At 56.1% G+C, this 18,031-nt stretch carries 15 protein-coding genes; 13 read left to right on the forward strand and 2 right to left on the reverse strand.

All coding sequences use genetic code 11. The annotated features are described in order from the left end of the window. Nucleotides 1-38: 38 nt before the first annotated feature. The 5 genes from ACSC94_RS06520 to ACSC94_RS06540 all read left to right on the forward strand — a co-directional run bounded on the left by ACSC94_RS06520 (nt 39) and on the right by ACSC94_RS06540 (nt 6,962). On the forward strand, nt 39-1,847 hold the full coding sequence (locus tag ACSC94_RS06520) for an extracellular solute-binding protein (RefSeq protein ID WP_435640038.1): 1,809 nt from the start codon (nt 39-41) through the stop codon (nt 1,845-1,847). Then, on the forward strand, nt 1,847-2,665 hold the full coding sequence (locus ACSC94_RS06525; RefSeq protein ID WP_435640039.1) for a 3-deoxy-manno-octulosonate cytidylyltransferase: 819 nt from the start codon (nt 1,847-1,849) through the stop codon (nt 2,663-2,665). The genes ACSC94_RS06520 and ACSC94_RS06525 overlap by 1 nt, the downstream gene beginning before the upstream one ends. A 2-nt stretch (nt 2,666-2,667) precedes the next feature. After that, on the forward strand, nt 2,668-4,485 hold the full coding sequence (locus ACSC94_RS06530; RefSeq protein ID WP_435640040.1) for an O-antigen ligase family protein: 1,818 nt from the start codon (nt 2,668-2,670) through the stop codon (nt 4,483-4,485). After that, the gene (locus ACSC94_RS06535; RefSeq protein WP_435640041.1) at nt 4,482-5,105 is read left to right on the forward strand and encodes a histidine phosphatase family protein; all 624 of its coding nucleotides are present in this window, start codon (nt 4,482-4,484) and stop codon (nt 5,103-5,105) included. The genes ACSC94_RS06530 and ACSC94_RS06535 overlap by 4 nt, the downstream gene beginning before the upstream one ends. Before the next feature lie 870 nt (nt 5,106-5,975). Next, the gene (locus ACSC94_RS06540; RefSeq protein ID WP_435640042.1) at nt 5,976-6,962 is read left to right on the forward strand and encodes a hypothetical protein; all 987 of its coding nucleotides are present in this window, start codon (nt 5,976-5,978) and stop codon (nt 6,960-6,962) included. On the opposite strand, the gene ACSC94_RS06545 is transcribed toward ACSC94_RS06540, so the two are convergent. Continuing rightward, a complete protein-coding gene (locus ACSC94_RS06545) occupies nt 6,963-7,760 on the reverse strand; it encodes an endo alpha-1,4 polygalactosaminidase (protein ID WP_435640043.1) in 798 nt (265 codons plus the stop codon). Between the two features lie 100 nt (nt 7,761-7,860). On the opposite strand from ACSC94_RS06545, the gene ACSC94_RS06550 reads away from it, so the two are divergent. From ACSC94_RS06550 to ACSC94_RS06580, 7 genes are all read left to right on the forward strand, one after another. After that, nucleotides 7,861-9,378, forward strand: a complete 1,518-nt coding sequence (locus ACSC94_RS06550; protein ID WP_435640044.1) for a carboxypeptidase M32 — start codon at nt 7,861-7,863, stop codon at nt 9,376-9,378. A gap of 199 nt (nt 9,379-9,577) precedes the next feature. After that, the gene (locus tag ACSC94_RS06555; protein ID WP_435640045.1) at nt 9,578-10,678 is read left to right on the forward strand and encodes a microcin C ABC transporter permease YejB; all 1,101 of its coding nucleotides are present in this window, start codon (nt 9,578-9,580) and stop codon (nt 10,676-10,678) included. Next, nucleotides 10,678-11,718: an ABC transporter permease gene (locus ACSC94_RS06560; RefSeq protein ID WP_435640046.1), complete on the forward strand. Its 1,041-nt coding sequence runs from the start codon at nt 10,678-10,680 to the stop codon at nt 11,716-11,718. The genes ACSC94_RS06555 and ACSC94_RS06560 overlap by 1 nt, the downstream gene beginning before the upstream one ends. 189 nt (nt 11,719-11,907) lie before the next feature. Next, nucleotides 11,908-12,726: a hypothetical protein gene (locus ACSC94_RS06565; RefSeq protein WP_435640047.1), complete on the forward strand. Its 819-nt coding sequence runs from the start codon at nt 11,908-11,910 to the stop codon at nt 12,724-12,726. Nucleotides 12,727-12,869: 143 nt separating this feature from the next. After that, nucleotides 12,870-13,607: a hypothetical protein gene (locus ACSC94_RS06570; RefSeq protein ID WP_435640048.1), complete on the forward strand. Its 738-nt coding sequence runs from the start codon at nt 12,870-12,872 to the stop codon at nt 13,605-13,607. Between the two features lie 76 nt (nt 13,608-13,683). Further along, a complete protein-coding gene (locus tag ACSC94_RS06575) occupies nt 13,684-14,877 on the forward strand; it encodes a M20 aminoacylase family protein (RefSeq protein WP_435640049.1) in 1,194 nt (397 codons plus the stop codon). Nucleotides 14,878-15,074: 197 nt separating this feature from the next. After that, nucleotides 15,075-15,692, forward strand: a complete 618-nt coding sequence (locus ACSC94_RS06580; RefSeq protein WP_435640050.1) for a GNAT family N-acetyltransferase — start codon at nt 15,075-15,077, stop codon at nt 15,690-15,692. A gap of 39 nt (nt 15,693-15,731) precedes the next feature. Here ACSC94_RS06580 and ACSC94_RS06585 read toward each other — a convergent pair whose 3' ends face one another. Further along, complete coding sequence (locus tag ACSC94_RS06585; protein ID WP_435640051.1) at nt 15,732-16,289, reverse strand: hypothetical protein; 558 nt, start codon at nt 16,287-16,289, stop codon at nt 15,732-15,734. Between the two features lie 118 nt (nt 16,290-16,407). Here ACSC94_RS06585 and ACSC94_RS06590 point away from each other — a divergent pair, with 118 nt between their 5' ends. Beyond that, entirely contained in the window at nt 16,408-18,030 is a 1,623-nt protein-coding gene (locus tag ACSC94_RS06590; protein WP_435640052.1) for an ABC transporter ATP-binding protein, read from the forward strand. The last annotated feature ends 1 nt before the right edge of the window (nt 18,031 follow it).

Here is an 18,031-nt window from a genome sequence, read left to right on the forward strand (position 1 = left end):
AAACCGGGCAATGACGATCATTACGAAGGACGAAAAGAATGTTGAAAATTTTAAGCGGCGTGGCCGTTCTCGCCCTCCTGTCTTTCCCGGCGCTGGCGCAAGATGCTGCAGTGAAACCCGTTCATGCCATGGCCATGCACGGCGCGCCGAAATACGCGGCGGATTTTAAACATCTGGACTACGTCAACCCGAACGCGCCCAAGGGCGGCACGTTCCGCCAGCACGTGATCGGCACATTCGACAGCCTGAACCCGCATATCATCAAGGGCGCGCCCGGTGCGGGATCATCGCTGGTCAATGAAACATTGCTGGAACAATCGGCGGATGAGCCATTTTCCGAATATGGGCTGATCGCCGAAACCATCGAAGTGCCGGAAGATCGAAGCTGGGTCATCTTCAACCTGCGCCCACAGGCCAAATGGCATGATGGCAAACAAATCACCGCCGATGATGTCATCTGGTCCTTCAACACGCTGACGACCGAAGGCGCACCGTTCTACAAAGCGTATTATCACAACGTGAAAAATGTTGAAGCCCTGTCTCCCACGCGCGTGAAATTCACATTCGACATGGCCGGTAACCGTGAATTGCCATTGATCATCGGGCAATTGCCGATTTTGCCGAAACATTACTGGACCGCCGAGGGCCGCAAATTCGGCGAAAGCAGCCTGACCCCGCCACTGGGCAGCGGCCCGTATAAATACGGCACCGTCAAACCGGGCGAATTGATCGAACTGGTCCGCGTGCAGGATTGGTGGGCCAAGGACCTGCCCATCAATGTTGGCCGATACAATTTCGACAAGCTGACATACGAATATTACCGCGATGCCAACGTGGCGTTGGAGGCGTTTCTGGGTGGTCAGTATGATTTCCGTCAGGAAAACACCGCCAAGACATGGGCCACCGCGTATGAATCCCCGGTCGTGAAAAGCGGTCAGGTGAAGAAAGAAGAAATTCACCACACCCTGCCGCAAGGGGCACAAGGCTTTATCTTCAACCTGCGCCGCCCGATCTTCCAGGACGTCATCGTGCGTCAGGCCATTACCAAGGCGTTCGATTTTGAATGGTCGAACAAGCAATTCGCGCATGGGGCCTATACCCGCACACGCAGCTATTTCTCCAACTCGGACATGGAAGCCAAGGGCGCGCCGAGCGCCGCCGAACTGGCCATTCTGGAGCCGTTCAAGGACACATTGCTGCCCGGTGTTCTGGTCGAAGAATTTAACCCGCCCAAAACCGATGGATCGGGCAACAACCGTGGCCTGCTGGCCAGCGCCAATGAATTGCTGAACAAAGGCAGCTACCACATGGGTCCGGACGGCGTGCGCGTGAGTGCCATAACCGGCCAGCGTCTGGAATTTGAATTTGTCGACAACAACCCGGCCTTTGAACGCTGGATCGCACCGTTCATTCAGAACTTGAAAAAACTGGGGATCAAGGCCACCTACCGCACGGTGGACGATGCCCAATATCAAAACCGCATGAACAATTTCGATTTTGATATGACGGTCATGCTGTACCCACAATCCAGTTCACCGGGCAATGAACAACGCGAATTCTGGGGCTCGGATCGTGCCGACATGCCGGGGTCGCGCAACTATATCGGGATCAAAGACCCCGTTGTTGATGCGCTGGTCGAAAAAATTGTCAGCGCCGGCACACGCGAAGAGCTGGTCACACTGACTTCTTCGCTGGATCGTACATTGCAATGGGGGTACTACATGGTGCCCAACTGGTACCTTAGCGCGTGGCGCATTGCCTATTGGGACAAGTTTGATAAACCGGCGGTCGCCCCGACCTATGGCATGGGCGTCACCGATACGTGGTGGGCAAAGGACGCAAAATAATGTCATCCATCGCCATTATTATTCCGGCCCGGTATGGGTCGACGCGCTTTCCGGGTAAACCGCTGACCAAGATTGCGGGTATCACCATGCTGGACCGTGTGGTCCGGCTGGCCCGCAAGGCGTGCGAAGATATGCGCGGCGTCACCGTTGCCGTCGCGACGGAAGATCAACGCATTGCCGACCATGCCGCCACGCTGGATGTGCCTTGCTACCTGACATCCGATGATTGCCCGACGGGGTCGGACCGCGTTCTGGCCGCCATGCGCCAGATGGATCAACGCCCCGACTTTATCATCAATCTGCAGGGTGATGCGCCGTTCACGCCGCCCGCAATCGTTCATGCCGTCATCAAGACATGGGTGGGTAATCCATCCCATTCCGTCGTCACCCCAATCGTCCGCCTGAGCTGGGACGATCTGGACCGTTTGCGTGACAACAAGAAAACAACACCGTTCAGCGGCACCACCTGCGTCACCGATGCCAAGGGCCAGGCGCTGTGGTTTTCGAAAAACATCATCCCCGCCATCCGCAAGGAAGAAAAAATGCGCGGGACCGATGCCACGTCCCCGGTGCAACAACATATCGGCCTGTACGGGTTCCGCACCGATGTGCTGGAACGCTTCGTCACCCTGCCCACCGGGCGGTATGAAGAGCTGGAGGGGCTGGAACAGCTCCGCCTGCTAGAAAATAATATCCCGGTGCAGACCGTGGCGGTGGATTTACCATCCGGCATGATGCAAGCGGGCATTGATTCCCCCGAGGATGTCACGCGGGCCGAGGCCATGCTCAAAGAATTTGGCGATCCGCTGGCGGCATAATCATGATCCATGCGGCGGCCATCCTTCCTGTCCTTTGCCTGTTGGCCGCATCTGTCGTCGCCTTGCCGCTGACCGCGTTACAGGACCCGGGACTGGCCATTGTCACCGGGCTGATCCTGCTGGCCGGGGCCGCCACGGCGATACCCGCGTTTCGCGCGGGCCGCATGATGATCCCGGCATCAGTCACCGCTTTATCCCTGCTCGGGCTATGGGGGTGGATGGGTGTCTCGATGGCGTTCAGCCCGGTGCCGTTCCACAGCCTGATCGCCTTCTGCACGTTCAGCGCCCTGCCCCTGACATTCTTTATCATCGGCGCGCATCCAGACCGCGGTGACATGACCCGGTTTTTGATGACGGGCCTTCTGGCTTTGTTCACGCTGCTGGCTTTGCCCGCGCTGTGGCAATTTATCACTGGTGTCACGACACGCGCCCATTGGCCCATGCTGGATCCCAATATTCTCTGCACCCTGTTTGCGCTTGCTCTGCCCTTGGCTGTGGCGCGCAGCGTTACCGCGATCAACCGGATGCAATTGATCACCGGGCTGATCACCTGCGCGCTGCTCTGCGCCGCCATTATCGCCACGGGCAGCCGCGGGGGATTGGTGGCCGCCCTTGTTGCCGCTGTTACCTTTATCGCGTTGATGGACCGCACATTGATCAAACGGGCCATCGCCCCGGCGATGACGATAATTCTGGCCATGGGCGTGATGGTGTTCGTGCTGGGGCCACAAACAACAACCTTCGACCGCATGGCCACGCTGGCGCACAATGGGCCAGATGAAAACGGCCTGCTGCCCCGGCTGATTATGCATGACGGGTCCATCCGCATGATGATGGACAACCCCATCGTCGGCACCGGGCCGGGCACGTTCTTTCTGATTTATCCCGGTTATCGCGGGTCCATTTCCGATACGTCGCTGGGTGCGTGGGCGCATTGCGATCCTCTGCAATGGGGGGCGGAGGCCGGCATTCCCGCCCTGATCCTGTTTTACGTTATTCTGGGTGCCGTTCTGGTCCGCACCATCCGCGCCATGCGGGTCGCCACGCCGGATCGGCGGATGGATATTCTGGTGCCCTTTACCGCCTTGCTGGCCGTGGCGATCCAATCCCATGTGCAATTCCCGCTGCAAACACTGGCGGCGTTGATTCCCTGCGGCATTCTTCTGGCCGTCTGGCATCATGCCACAGCACAAGCCCTGCATGGCGGCGATGCGATCATCGCGCATGATCCCGGCCCGAAACGAACGGGATTCTTGATTGCGACACTGGCCGTTTTAACCCTGTTTATCGCCATGGTTGTTCCCATTGGCGGCGCGTTGTTTGAAATGCGTGCGGCCAGCCGGGCGTGGGCATCGGACGACCCCGCCGATGCGCGGAATGTTCTGATCCATCTGGCCCGCGCCGATCGCTGGGGACCAGACAGCTTCATCGACCCAGAGGTCACACTGGCCCGGATCAATATTTCGATGATCAACGCCAATGATGCCCCCACAAGCCGGACCCAGTTGATCAACGAAACAACCGACCTGCTGGATGCGGCCACATACTGGAACCCGTATTGGGCGGATATTGATGCCTTGCGCGGTGATCTGGCGCTGGCCCTTGGCCTGCGCGATGCTGCACGCGGCCATTACATCCACGCCTTGCAAAAAAACCCGCTGCATTTTAATGCCCGCATTGCCTTGGCACATACGATGCTGGATGATAAAAAAATGACCGATGCGGTGCGGTTGCTGGATATGGGATTACGCATGCCCCACCCGGGATGGTACCGCACGCAATCCGTCGCTTTGTTGAAATCCTATGGACTGGCCCAATGACCCGCACAACACTGATCATCGCCCGCCATGGCAACACGTTTGAAAGCGGCGAAGCGCCGCGTCGCGTGGGATGCCGCACCGATTTGCCATTGACCGTGAAAGGTGAAGATCAAGCGCGCGCCATCGGCCAATATATCGCCGCCCACGGCTACACACCCGATGCGCTGTTTACATCCACCCTGCAACGCACGATGCGAACGGGTGCGGTGGCATTGGAAACGGCGCGGATTGATGCACCATCTTCGACCCTGCCCTTCCTGAATGAAATTGATTACGGCCCCGACGAAAATCAAACCGAAGATCACGTCATCACGCGTCTGGGTGAAACCGCGTTACAGGATTGGGAAACCAACGGCATCATGCCGCCCGACTGGTCCCCGAGTCCCGACACCATCATCGATGGCTGGACCGCATTTGCCACCGACATTGTGCGCACCCGTCCGGGCCAATGCGTCATGGTCGTCACATCCAACGGCATTGCCCGCTTTGCCCAACACCTTTGCCCCGACCCGGCCTCGCTGGCCCGCGCCCATGGGTTGAAGATGGCCACCGGGGCCCTTTCGGTCTTTATCCATGATGGTGAGCAATGGATTCTTGAAGGCTGGAATATCCGCCCCTGAGTCACCCAAAACTTGAGATTATCCAAAGCAACAGTAATTTTATACCAGTTTTATTGATGTTATGAATAATCAACGGGTTGATCCAATACTCCGTTCAGTTATAGCATTCCGTCGGATGCAAAAATGTGTCGTCCGGGGCATCGAGAACCCCTTTTCTGGAATCAGCGGCCCGCATCGGCCGTCGTGAATATTGCACTCTGTAGCGATATCACTGAATGCGCTTCTCGGCTTTCTCTTATGACCGGGGAGTGGTGGTGTATGTCCAGCGGCTTCGGCCTAAAGACCATCACGCCGTTACTGATTCGACGGTTTTCGATCCCCGGTCGCCAGAGCTTCTCTGGCGACCTTTTTTTGCGATTGTTTCGGCAATTTTCTCCGCCCCTGAACACCGCACACGCCAAAACATTAACGATAACTTGAGAAAATACAAACTTAATCATAATTTTTTCTTCGTTTTGCGGCATTATGTCCAAAACACCTCTTGATCCCCAATATTTCCCTGCGCTAGCATTCACCCGGATGCTGAGTACGCCATCTAGGACTTCGAAACCCCTTAGAGTCAGCGACCCACATCGGTCGCAAAGGTCTCGGTTTTAAACTGCAGGCCAGTGGTGTGCCCGTCGTTTGCTCTACGACCGGGGAGTGGTGGTGTATGTCCAACGTCTTTGCCGCAAAGACCACCACACCGTCTCTGATTCTACGGTTTTCGATCCCCGGTCACCAGAGCATGTCAGTTCCTCTGAACATCCATGGCCGGGAATATCTTCGATGATTTTACGATTGTTTCTTCTAAGCCTGATGGTGCTTGCACCACTTGCAACGGCACGCGCACAAGAAACGCAGCCCCACGATCCCTGCACAGCCGGACAAATGCACCAGACACGCCAGGTCGGCGGTCCCGAAACCCCCGGCGAGGGACATGTTCTGGTTTGCAACGGCACACAATGGGAACCCGTATTGCAATGGGACACCGCGACAGGCCGTACATTGATGCGGATTGCCGAGGATAGCACCACATGTGACGCCGATTATATCGGAGCCATGCGATATGCCGATGATTGCATCGAGGTTTGCAGCGCAGATGGATGGGCGTCCCTCTGCGGCACCGGCGGTGGCGGCAGCGGCGACAACACACCCAATGCGTTTGATTTCACGGATGTAACCGGGGCCGCATTGGGCACGGCGATACCATCCAATATTGTCATGATTTACGGCATCAACACGCCATCCGATGTTCTGATCGGCGGGGATGGCAGCCCGGAATACCGTCTGTGTTCCGACAGCGGCTGTTCCACCGTGGCACAGAATTGGGGATCAACCCTGTCCACCATAACCAACGGGCAATATATTCAAATCCGCACAACCAGTTCTTCATATGGCTTAACCACACGCACCGTAAACCCGGTCGTGATTGGCACCGTATCCGCCAATTGGACGGTCACAACACTGGATGGCTACCGGTACGATTTCGAAAACAACTCCCTCTCCGGGTTCTCTGTTGCTGGTGGTGGATGGGGCGTTGTTCCGACTGGTGCCTTTGAAGGGACATACACGGCAATCTCATCAAACGCGGGACAGCAAAACTCAACATCGGACCTCAATCTGACCCTGACATTAAGCGCACCAATGACCATCACCTTTTATTCCAAGGTTTCATCGGAGGCCTGTTGCGACTTCCTGCGCTTTTATATTGATGGAACACAACGCGGAAGCTGGTCCGGGAACTCGGCCTGGGCTCCGCGCAGCTATACCGTGACCGCAGGCACACATACGTTCAAATGGAGCTATATCAAGGATGGGTCATCCAACAGTGGTTCCGACACGGCCTGGATTGACCTTGTGACACTGGCCCCATAATTACGGGCAGGTGTGAAGCACGGAGGTCAGTTGGCGATCTTTGAAAATAACGTTCACATTCTCTGGTTTTTGTTTGCACATCATGCCGATGGCCAACGTGATATTGTTTTCCGGATATTCAATATCAAACACCATTTTTCCGGCCTTTTGAAACGGTTCTGCTTGCGCGCACCATCCCTCAAGAACGCACCGTTCCATCAAGACCCAATCAAAATCCGCGACTAAATTCGCGGACAAAGATGTCGCGTTCTTTAAACCAATCCCCAGTCCCCGGCTGTGTGCGGCACGGGCCAGCCAGCGGTTAAAGTTCATCTGGTTGGTGTCATTGATGGAAAACCCGGTTGTATTTTCAAACCCGTTGATATTGTCCGGGTCAACGCCGTCAAACCCCTTGTCCCGGCACAGATCCAACCGCGCCTCGATCAACGGGCGCAAACCGCGATTGCGAATATCCAGCCATTTTTCCCCCTGCCAACCGCGATACCGCTTGCCGATCAGCTTGGTCGGAAAATCTTTGGCATCGGGGCGCCAGTTTTCCCATGCCCCAACATTGATATAACAAACAACCCACGTCCCCTGTTTTTGTAACGCCACCACCGTTTCAACGGGCGTATCAAACAGATCGAGGATCAGCATATCCCGCGCAGGCAGGGTATCAATGTGTGGCGGATCTTGCAGCAGGATGTCCCAATTGCGCACGCTCGCATTGGGTCGCCACCATGAAACCTTATCTTCCGCTTGGCCCGTTGCTGGAAAAGACAGAACAATCAAAAGAAAAAGGATTAAAAACCTGCCCATAATACGCTCCTCGCGTTCGGCCTGACTTTGACAGCCATGAACCGCCTGTGCCAATCTAGCCCTCATCCACAATAACGCAAGATAAACAGGGTTACCGTCCATGACGCTCAGCGCCTATGAAAAACTGAAAGATCGTTTCCGCACCATTGCCAATCTGGGCGGCGCGGGCGGCATTCTGTATATGGACGGCATGACGGTCATGAAACCGGGCAGCGATTCCGATCGGTCCGAACAGATGATGGCCTTGGCCAGCGCCGGGCATATGTTGCTGGTTGATCCGGCGGTGAAGGATTGGCTGGATGAAAGCGAATCCAACGCCGCATCCCTGTCCCCCGCCGATCAAAAAAACCTTTATCTGATGCGCCGCCAGTGGATTGCGGCCACCGCCCTGCCGGAATCATTGGTGCGCGAAGTTGCGCGTCTGGAAACAGAGGGCAATAATATGCACACCCAGCACCGCGCCAGCGGTAACTGGGCCGCGATGAAACCCGTTTATGAACAGGCCTTCAAAACATCGCGCGAAATCGGATTGATTTTAAAAGACGCCCTGGGGTTCAACAGCGCGTATGAAGCCCTGCTGGATAAATTCAGCCCTGGTTTGAAACTCTCCACCGTTGAAATGGAATTTGCCAAGCTGGAACGCGCGCTGCCCCCGATGATTGCGGAGGCTATGGCCCGCCAGAAGACGCAAAAGAAAATGAAACCGCTGGGCACCATTCCCGTGGAACATCATCACGCGATTGCCAAGGATCTTTTGCGCGTTCTGGGGTTCGACCATGATCGCGGCGTGTTCTACACCGGCGATATGCACCCGTTAAGCGGCGGCACGCCGGATGATTCCCGCCTGACCACACGCTATAACCCCGACCATATTCTGGACGGGCTGTACACCATTATGCACGAAACGGGCCACAGCCTGTATGAACAGGGATCGCCGCGCGCATGGCGGTACCAACCCGTGGGTCACACCATGGGCATGGATGTGCATGAAAGCCAGTCGATGATTCTGGAACATCAGGCCTGCAAAATTCCGGAATTTATCGGATACCTGTCCACGCTGGCGCATCAGCATTTACCCCGTAAATACCGCAAGGGTTTCACGCCAGACAATCTGGCCCGGCACATCTTCCATGTCGAACCCTCCTTCATTCGCGTTGCAGCGGATGAACTGACCTACCCCGGCCATATTATCCTGCGTTACAATATCGAACGCGCGATGATTGAAGGCGACATGACCATCAACGACCTGCCCGGCGCATGGAATGATGCGATGAAGAAAACATTCGGCCTGACCCCGCCGGATGCATCCAAGGGTCACATGCAGGACGTTCACTGGCCCAGCCTGTCCGCCGGATATTTCCCGGCCTATACGCTGGGGGCCATGGGGGCCGCGCAATTCTTTGCCGCCGCCGTAAAAGCCAACCCGTCTTTGCCCGGTGAAATCGGCACGGGCCAATTCCAGACCTTGAAAACATGGTTGAACACCAATGTGCATGGCCATGGGTCATTGCTGAGCCAAGACGAATTGTTCACCGCCGCCACGGGTGAAGCGCTGAACGCCACCTATTACCTGAACCATTTGTCGCGGCGCTATCTGGGCCGGGATTGGCAGCCATAGCCCTCTCTCCAACTCAGGCATTCCCGCGAAAGCGGGAATCCATACAATTCATCAACCACCCCGTGGATTCCCGCTTTCGCGGGAATGCCTGAAAATTGACATTATGGAATATTTTGATCTGGGGGCTATCCACTAAATTTTGCACCCCGCCCTTGGCGTAACGTCCGCAATTTCCTAATCTTTCGGCATGTCATCATCCATGCTGTCTTACATTCTGCGCCGCTTGCTTCTCATGATTCCGACCTTGTTCGGGATCTTGCTGATTTCATTCATCGTCATTCAATTCGTCCCCGGTGGCCCGGTGGAGCGGATGATTGCGGTGATGCAGGGGCATGGCGGCGGCGCGACCGATCGTTTCACGGGTGCGGGCGGGGCCGATATGGCCATGAACGCCATGCAGAATGTTGGTGAGGGCAGCAAGTATCGCGGTAGCCAAGGCCTCGACCCCGAATTTGTCGCTGAACTGGAAAAACTCTACGGGTTTGATAAACCCGCACCGGAGCGTTTCTGGATCATGCTGAAAAATTATCTGCGCTTTGATCTGGGTGAAAGTTACTACCGCAATATTTCCGTGATCGATCTGGTGCTGGAAAAAATGCCGGTGTCAATTTCACTCGGCATCTGGTCCACCTTGCTGATCTATCTCATCTCCATCCCGCTGGGTATTCGCAAGGCGGTGACGGATGGATCAAAATTCGACGTCTGGACATCGGCCGCGGTTTTCATCGGCTATGCCATTCCGTCCTTTATGTTCGCTATTTTGTTGATCATCGTCTTTGCGGGTGGGCGGTATTTCGACATCTTCCCGCTGCGCGGCCTGGTCTCCGAAGGCTGGGCGACCATGCCGCTGTGGAAACAGATCCTCGATTATTTCTGGCACATGGCCCTGCCCGTTACGGCATTGGTCATTGGTGGATTTGCGGGCCTGACCATGCTGACCAAAAACAGTTTTCTGGATGAAATTAACAAGCAATACGTGCTGACCGCACGGGCCAAGGGCCTGACCGAACACCGCGTCCTGTACGGCCATGTGTTCCGCAATGCCATGCTGATCGTCATTGCCGGGTTCCCGGCGGCGTTCCTTGGGCTGTTCTTTACCGGTGCGTTGCTGATCGAAGTGATTTTCAGCCTCGATGGCCTTGGCCTGCTCGGGTACGAATCCATCATCAACCGGGATTATCCGGTGGTGCTGGGCACGCTCTATGTCTTCTCGCTGATTGGTTTGCTGGTCGGGCTGATCCGCGACATTATCTATGTGAAAATCGATCCACGCATCGATTTCTCGGCGAGGTCTGTGTGATGAAACTCTCCCCTCGCCTCTCCCCTCTGGCCCATCGCCGTCTGCACCAATTCCGCGCCAACCGTCGCGGGTATGTCAGTTTCTGGATCTTCCTGACCCTGTTCATACTGGCCATGGCCGCGCCGATTTTAGCGAACGATAAACCGTTGCTGATCAAATATGATGGCGGGTTGTACACGCCCGTTTTGAAATCCTACCCCGAAACCACGTTCGGCGGTGATTTTGAAACCGAGGCCGATTACCGCGATGCCTTCGTCGCCGACCTGATCGCAAAGAAAGACGGCTGGATGATCTGGCCGCCCATTCGCTATCACTACGACACGATCAATTACAACCTGCCCGTTCCGGCCCCGTCATACCCGACGCGCGACAATCTGCTGGGCACGGATGACCAAGGGCGCGACGTTGCCGCCCGTGTCATTTACGGCTTCCGCATTTCCGTCCTGTTCGGCCTGATCCTGACGATTGCCAGCTCGATCATCGGCGTCTTCGCCGGCGCGATGCAGGGGTATTACGGCGGCTGGCTCGACCTGATCATGCAGCGGATCATTGAAATCTGGTCCAGCATGCCCAGCCTTTATATCCTCATCATCTTCTCGGCCATGTTTGTGCCGGGGTTCTGGACGCTGCTGCTGATCCTGCTCGCCTTTTCATGGGTGTCGCTGGTCGATGTGGTGCGGGCGGAATTTTTGCGCGCGCGGAATTTTGATTATGTGCGCGCGGCCAACGCGCTTGGCGTGTCCAACGGCACCATCATGCGCCGCCACGTCCTGCCCAACGCCATGGTCGCGACCATGACCATGATGCCGTTCATCCTGACCGGGTCGATCACGGCGCTGACCTCGCTCGACTTCCTCGGCCTCGGCCTGCCCCCCGGCTCGGCGTCGCTGGGCGAATTGCTGGCGCAGGGGAAAAACAACATCCAGGCTCCATGGCTGGGCCTGACCGCCTTTGTTACATTGGCGCTGATGCTATCGCTTTTGACTTTTATTGGTGAGGCCGTCCGCGATGCGTTCGACCCGCGAAAGACGACTCTGTAAAAACGCGATCATCCCATTGCGCGATCTATCCACAACGAGGCCGCAAAACAGCGCTAAAATACGCACCGTAAAACCCCGCCAAATCAGTCAGATGCAAGCGATCCCGCATCGCAGCACGTTTATCTGTTGTGATAAAAAAGAGCACTCTATAAATATCCCGGTCCGACAAGAAAACAACGGGGATCGATTATGGAAACAAAAGACTCTTTCAACAATAGCGCCCAGACACCGCCCGCGCCCCTGCGTCTGACCGCCCGCTTTTCCCGTCCCGGCGATGAACAGATCGTGCGCGATTTCTACCACACCTTCAAACACGAATTTGTTGAAGAACGCGACCACGCCGTTCTGGACAAATACACACAAGACAACCGCATCATCCTGTTTTTCGACAGAGACAATGCCAGCCTGTGCGCATCGTCTATCGCACTGAGCCACAATCTGAACGCACCCGCCAAAGGGCCTGTCAAAAAATCAACATGGACAGAAATCGGCGCGACACGCATTGCGCTGAAGGGCTTCAACCTGTCCCCGTTCATGGTCAGCGCCCAGATCATGCACGAAATGTTTAAACGTCCGCCCGCACAATTCTTCTTCGCCGATATTTACAAAAAGAACACAACGGCCAGCGGCATCCTGAGCCAAGTCATCGGCTGGCACTTCTTTGAACCTGAGGACGATCTGTGGGACGCCAGCGAGCTGCGGCACGAAGACGGCCTGCTCGATTGGCTGCGTTGCACCACCCAGACCTTGCCGCAACAAGCGCGCCTGCTGCTGAAAACAATCGACAAGCCGAGCATCACAAACCGCACCACGGGCCAAGTCGCAAATATCGACCTGAGCGAAATGACCTGGCTGCGCGGGAAACGGGCCGCTTTGGAAAACATTGCAAACGGTACGGTCTCCACCATCCTGCTTGACCCGGCAGCCAACCAGAATGTCGGCTGGGCTGCAACGCAGTTCCCAAAACGCGCTGCGCCCCAAAAAGCCGGCCCGGCACCGCAACCATAATATTCGCATAATCAATACCGAAAGCGGCCCTTCGCCCCTGTGTGCGACGGGCCGCTTTTTTACACCCCCGAATCCCCCTATACTGAGCGCCATAAAAGACGAAGCGCGGAATAACCGCCCGTCAAAACAGGGAGGCATCAGCCATGACACCATTACCGGGTAAACTGACACTCGAATTTTCGCGCGCGGCGGATCGTCCGCGGTTGATGCATATGTTCAACCCGGCGGTGAAGGGTGTATCGGACCCGAATGGGTTTGTGGCCCAACGCGAATCCTCCGTGATTGATCACGCCCTCGCCCGTGGCGGCGTGGTTTTCCTCAGTGATGAAAACGGCGAAGCCCAAACCGTCACCGCGACCTATCACCTGCATGACAAAAACCAGAAACCATCCCAACGCCACCGTTATACCGAAGTGGGCACAACGCTGGCCCGCCTGCCGGGTTTTAACAGCGCGCGTCTGGCCATCACCGCGATGACGTTGAAGGAATGGTGGACCGCCGCCCCGCGCGAACGTTTCATCGCCGAAATTGATGTCGCCAACAGCGGGTCCCTGCACACATTTTTCAACGGTCTGAAATGGAAACATGTGAAAGACAAGACGCGGGCGCAGGCCTTGCAAACGCTCTGCGATGAAGGGCTGGCCCCATCGGAACGCGGTATGCCCGTCGAATGGTTTACCACCACCCCCGCCGTGCTGAAAAATCAGGCGCGCATCCTGCTTGATTTCATGGATCAGGGTGGATTGATCAATAAAAAATCCGGCACGCTGATTCCGGTCGATTTTTCTGCGCTGGACCATGTCGGTCTGACTCGCAAGCGGCTGGAGGCCATGGCCGCCGGAACGTTAAAACGGCGCGATTTATTGGCCATACAGCCGTGAAACCCGCCCATTGGGGCTGGAAAACCGTTTCAAAAGGGCTATGATTGGTCCCATTCAATAGATATGGAGACCCCAAATGCCCGTTTTGAACCGCGCCGCCGATATGAAGGACGAAATCGCCGCCCTGCGCCGTGAATTGCACCAAAATCCGCAAACCGCGTATGAGGAAGAATTTGCGTCCAACATGATTGCGCAAAAATTGACCGAATGGGGCATTTCGTTCAAGCGCGGTTACGCCACCACGGGTATCGTCGCCACGATCGAAGGCCAATCCAGCACGTCGGGAAAAACCATCGGCCTGCGCGCGGATATTGACGCGCTGGACATCATCGAAAAATCCGGCCAGCCATGGGCGTCGAAAACACCGGGCAAAATGCACGGGTGCGGCCATGATGGTCACACCGCCATCCTGCTGGGCACCGCAAAATATCTGCAAGAAACCAAAAACTTTGACGGCAAGGTCCATCTGATCTTCCAACCGGCGGAAGAAGGTGGCCGTGGTGCGGATAAAATGATCGAAGACGGCCTGTTCAACGATTTCCAATGCGATTCCGTTTACGGCCTGCACAACTGGCCGGGATTGCCGCTGGGCCGTATGGAAACGCGCGTTGGCCCGTTGATGGCCAACGTCGATGAATTTGTCATTGAAATCACGGGCAAAGGCGGCCACGCCGCCATGCCGGAAAAAACGATTGATCCGGCCATCTGCGCCGCGCATCTGGTCACCGCCCTGCAAACCATCGTCAGCCGCAATGCCGCCGCCGTTGATCCGTTGGTGGTCAGCGTGACCAACATGAACGTTGGCACCGGCGCATTCAACGTGATCGGCGACAGTGCGAAACTGACCGGAACCGTTCGATCCTTCACCGAAGACATGCGCCAATTCGCCCGCAAGCGGATCGAAGAAATCTGCGCCGGGATTGGCGCAACATTCGGTGCGAAAGTGCAAATGACCGAATTTATTTTCGGCACCGATGCCACCATCAACACCGAAGCCGAAACCAATTTCGCCGCCTCCTGCGCCGCCAAAATTCTGGGCGCTGATAACGTCAGCACCAAAGCCGATCTGTGCATGGGCGGGGAAGATTTCGGATCGTTCCTGAAGGTCAAACCGGGGGCCTATGTCTTTATGGGTCAGGCCACGAAACAGGACAGCCCGCATAACCACGGCCTGCACAGCCCGTTCTATGACTTCAACGACGACTTGATCCCGATTGGGATGAGCTATTTCTCCGCTCTGGTCGAAGAGGCCATGCCCCTGAAGAAATAATGGCAAGAAATAATAACCTATTGGAAACAGAACCTTTTTAGGTTTGTCGCCAGAAACAGGGGCCGCCGGAGACCGGGCGGCCCCAATTTTTTCCGGATTTTTTTGCCGCGAGGCACAATTTATTTTGACGGCAAGCCCCTGTTTTGTATAGAGTTCCACATCGTTAATTTCGATAATAAAGGAGAAACACCCGACGCATGAAAACAGCATTGACGCGCGCCTTTGTACCTTTGGCTGCCCCTCCTGCTCCGCACATTGCGGATGCCCATGCTGTGATTGCGTCTGGCCTCCTGCCCAAAACGGGCGAAGCCTACACCATTCAATGGCTGAACACGTCCCACATCCCCGCGCTTCTGACCCTGCAGCATCTGGCCGCGGATCAGGAAATCATTCTGCGTGATACCATGTATTTCGGCGCCCTCTTTGCCACGGGCAATGCCGCGTTGGGTGTCTTCAATCAATTTGGCATGATGATTGGCGCGGCCACCATTCGTAACAAGACAGCCCCCATGGCCGCCTTCTGCGCCGCATTGGAAACGTCGGATCAAACCATCGGCACCCATTCCATTTTCGGCACCGTCATGACCCACCCGGATTATCGCGGCAATGGATTGATGGGCCGGATGATTGATCAATGGATGATCCATGCCCGCGAAAACGGCACAGAAAATTTGCACGCCCGCCTGCGCACCACCAATGAAAACAGTTTGAAAAATTTCCTGCGCAAGGATTTCAAAATCGTGGCTGAAGGGCCCAGCCCGGAAGACGCAACACGCACGGTGTATTTCGTTCACCGCACGCTCGGCCCCCAATAAGCCCCAAAACAAAACCCCCGTTTTATCGGGGGTTTTTTATCAGGCATATTTATCGAGAAGCTTTTTGGCTGCGTCACTCAGCTCGGTTTTGATTTCCTGCCCCGACGCCAATGTCTTGGATCGCTCCAGCATTTTCTCGACGCTCAACGGTGCGTTTGCTTTCTCGGCATTCAGCTTGTCCAGCTCGGCCTGCTTCGCGGCGGCTTCGTCCTGTGATTTTTTCAACTTGGCCTGCTGGCTTTCCACCAGACCGTAAATTTCATCTTCCAGCGATTGCATGATCGCGCCTGACGGGTCCAACCCCGGCAGCGTGGAATACATGTTCAACTGGCCCTGCAACTGCGAAACCTTGGCGTTGATGTACCATTCTTGTTCGGTGTATGGCGTGGATGTATCCGGCTTCGCGGCGGCTTCTTGGTTCAACAAGCGCGCAACAGGGCTCAGGTTGACCGTATCCGTGGTCCCCTTCTCCATCTCGGCAATCATCTTCTGGATTTTGCTCATACCAGCCGTGCTGCCGGATTCGGCAGCAGCCTTGGACCGCGAAAGCAGATCCTCAACTGAATAGAGTGTGGTGTTTCCGACTTCTGTCGTCATTGTCTTGATCCTGAAGAAACCAGTAAGTCTATATTCTAGCCGATTTTCCGGGGGAAAGGGTTAATTCCCGTTAAGATTTCGACTGTTTTTGGCGGGTTCCGTGTGCTTCAATGGGGGTATGAGCGACATCCTTTTACAGATTCAAGATCTTAGCATCGATTTCCGCACCCCGTCGGGTCTATCCCGCGCGGTGAAAAACGCGTCTTTTTCGGTCTCTGCCGGGGAAACGGTGGCGTTGGTTGGCGAAAGCGGATCGGGGAAATCGGTCACCGCGCTCTCCATCATGCAACTCCTGCCCTATCCGCTGGCCAGCCACGGCGAAGGGTCATCCATTCGCTTTCGCGGACAGGAATTGATCGGCGCAGGTGAGCCCGCGATGCGCGCATTGCGTGGATCAAAAATCGGCATGATTTTTCAGGAGCCGATGACATCGCTCAACCCGCTCCATTCCATCGAACGCCAGATTGGCGAAGTGCTGATCGTGCATCAGGGCATGAGCAAGGAACAAGCGCGCGCGCGCATTCTGGAACTGCTCGACCTTGTTGGCCTGCCGCAATTGAAAGACCGTTTGAATGCGTATCCGCACCAACTGTCCGGCGGGCAGCGTCAGCGTGTGATGATCGCCATGGCATTGGCCAACAACCCCGATCTGTTGATCGCGGATGAACCGACCACGGCGCTGGATGTGACCGTTCAGGCGCAAATTCTGGAATTGCTGCAGGATTTAAAAAATCGCTTGGGCATGGCGTTGCTGTTGATCACACACGATTTGTCCATCGTCGAGCGCATGGCCGATCGTGTCTGCGTGATGAAGGACGGCGTGATGGTTGAAAACGAACCCGCCGCCACCTTGTTCAACGCGCCGAAGCATGATTATACGCGCATGCTGCTCTCCGCCCGCCCGCGCTCCACACCGCCAGCGCAGAATGACAGCGCGAAAACCGTTCTGAAGGCCACAGACATCCGCGTGCATTTCCCGCGCAAGAAAAACTGGGCCGGGAAAACCACCGAATGGGTGCGCGCCGTGGACGGCGTTTCCCTGTCCGTCAAACAGGGCCAGACCATCGGCATCGTCGGTGAATCGGGCAGCGGGAAAAGCACGCTGGGCCTCGCCCTGCTCCGCCTGATCCAGTCCACCGGACAAATTGAATTTAACGGCACCGATATTTCAAAATTCGACCGCAAGGCCATGCGCCCGTTGCGCGAAGATATGCAGATCGTGTTTCAGGACCCGTTCGGTGCCCTGTCCCCCCGCATGAGCGTGGGACAGATCATTGGCGAAGGTCTGGAAATCCACCGCAGCGATTGCAGCCCGTCACAACGCGAAGATATGGTCGTGGCCGCCCTGCGCGATGTGCATTTGGACCCCGACACGCGCCACCGTTATCCGCACGAATTTTCCGGCGGCCAGCGCCAGCGCATCGCCATCGCCCGCGCCATGGTCCTGCAACCCAAATTCGTTATGCTGGATGAACCGACCTCGGCGTTGGATGTTTCGGTACAGGCACAAATTGTCGATCTGCTGCGCGAATTACAGGACCGCCATAACCTGGCCTATATGTTCGTCTCCCACGATCTGCGCGTGGTGCGCGCCATGGCGCATGATTTGATCGTGATGAAGGATGGCAAGGTGGTCGAACAAGGTCATGCCGGCGCTATCTTCGACAACCCGCAAGCCGACTACACCCGCACCCTGCTGGATGCGGCGCTGAATTTAAAAGCGCGGCGGGAAGCGGCTTAAG

This window comes from Micavibrio aeruginosavorus, assembly GCF_051245535.1.
GTDB classification, from domain to species: domain Bacteria; phylum Pseudomonadota; class Alphaproteobacteria; order Micavibrionales; family Micavibrionaceae; genus Micavibrio; species Micavibrio aeruginosavorus_D.

What these genes read in the sequence shown, in the direction of transcription:
- ACSC94_RS06520 (WP_435640038.1), top strand. Translation starts at nt 39, where the DNA reads ATGTTGAAAATTTTAAGCGGCGTGGCCGTTCTCGCCCTCCTGTCTTTC.
- ACSC94_RS06525 (WP_435640039.1), top strand. Translation starts at nt 1,847, where the DNA reads ATGTCATCCATCGCCATTATTATTCCGGCCCGGTATGGGTCGACGCGC.
- ACSC94_RS06530 (WP_435640040.1), top strand. Translation starts at nt 2,668, where the DNA reads ATGATCCATGCGGCGGCCATCCTTCCTGTCCTTTGCCTGTTGGCCGCA.
- ACSC94_RS06535 (WP_435640041.1), top strand. Translation starts at nt 4,482, where the DNA reads ATGACCCGCACAACACTGATCATCGCCCGCCATGGCAACACGTTTGAA.
- ACSC94_RS06540 (WP_435640042.1), top strand. Translation starts at nt 5,976, where the DNA reads ATGCACCAGACACGCCAGGTCGGCGGTCCCGAAACCCCCGGCGAGGGA.
- ACSC94_RS06545 (WP_435640043.1), bottom strand. Translation starts at nt 7,760, where the DNA reads ATGGGCAGGTTTTTAATCCTTTTTCTTTTGATTGTTCTGTCTTTTCCA.
- ACSC94_RS06550 (WP_435640044.1), top strand. Translation starts at nt 7,861, where the DNA reads ATGACGCTCAGCGCCTATGAAAAACTGAAAGATCGTTTCCGCACCATT.
- ACSC94_RS06555 (WP_435640045.1), top strand. Translation starts at nt 9,578, where the DNA reads ATGCTGTCTTACATTCTGCGCCGCTTGCTTCTCATGATTCCGACCTTG.
- ACSC94_RS06560 (WP_435640046.1), top strand. Translation starts at nt 10,678, where the DNA reads ATGAAACTCTCCCCTCGCCTCTCCCCTCTGGCCCATCGCCGTCTGCAC.
- ACSC94_RS06565 (WP_435640047.1), top strand. Translation starts at nt 11,908, where the DNA reads ATGGAAACAAAAGACTCTTTCAACAATAGCGCCCAGACACCGCCCGCG.
- ACSC94_RS06570 (WP_435640048.1), top strand. Translation starts at nt 12,870, where the DNA reads ATGACACCATTACCGGGTAAACTGACACTCGAATTTTCGCGCGCGGCG.
- ACSC94_RS06575 (WP_435640049.1), top strand. Translation starts at nt 13,684, where the DNA reads ATGCCCGTTTTGAACCGCGCCGCCGATATGAAGGACGAAATCGCCGCC.
- ACSC94_RS06580 (WP_435640050.1), top strand. Translation starts at nt 15,075, where the DNA reads ATGAAAACAGCATTGACGCGCGCCTTTGTACCTTTGGCTGCCCCTCCT.
- ACSC94_RS06585 (WP_435640051.1), bottom strand. Translation starts at nt 16,289, where the DNA reads ATGACGACAGAAGTCGGAAACACCACACTCTATTCAGTTGAGGATCTG.
- ACSC94_RS06590 (WP_435640052.1), top strand. Translation starts at nt 16,408, where the DNA reads ATGAGCGACATCCTTTTACAGATTCAAGATCTTAGCATCGATTTCCGC.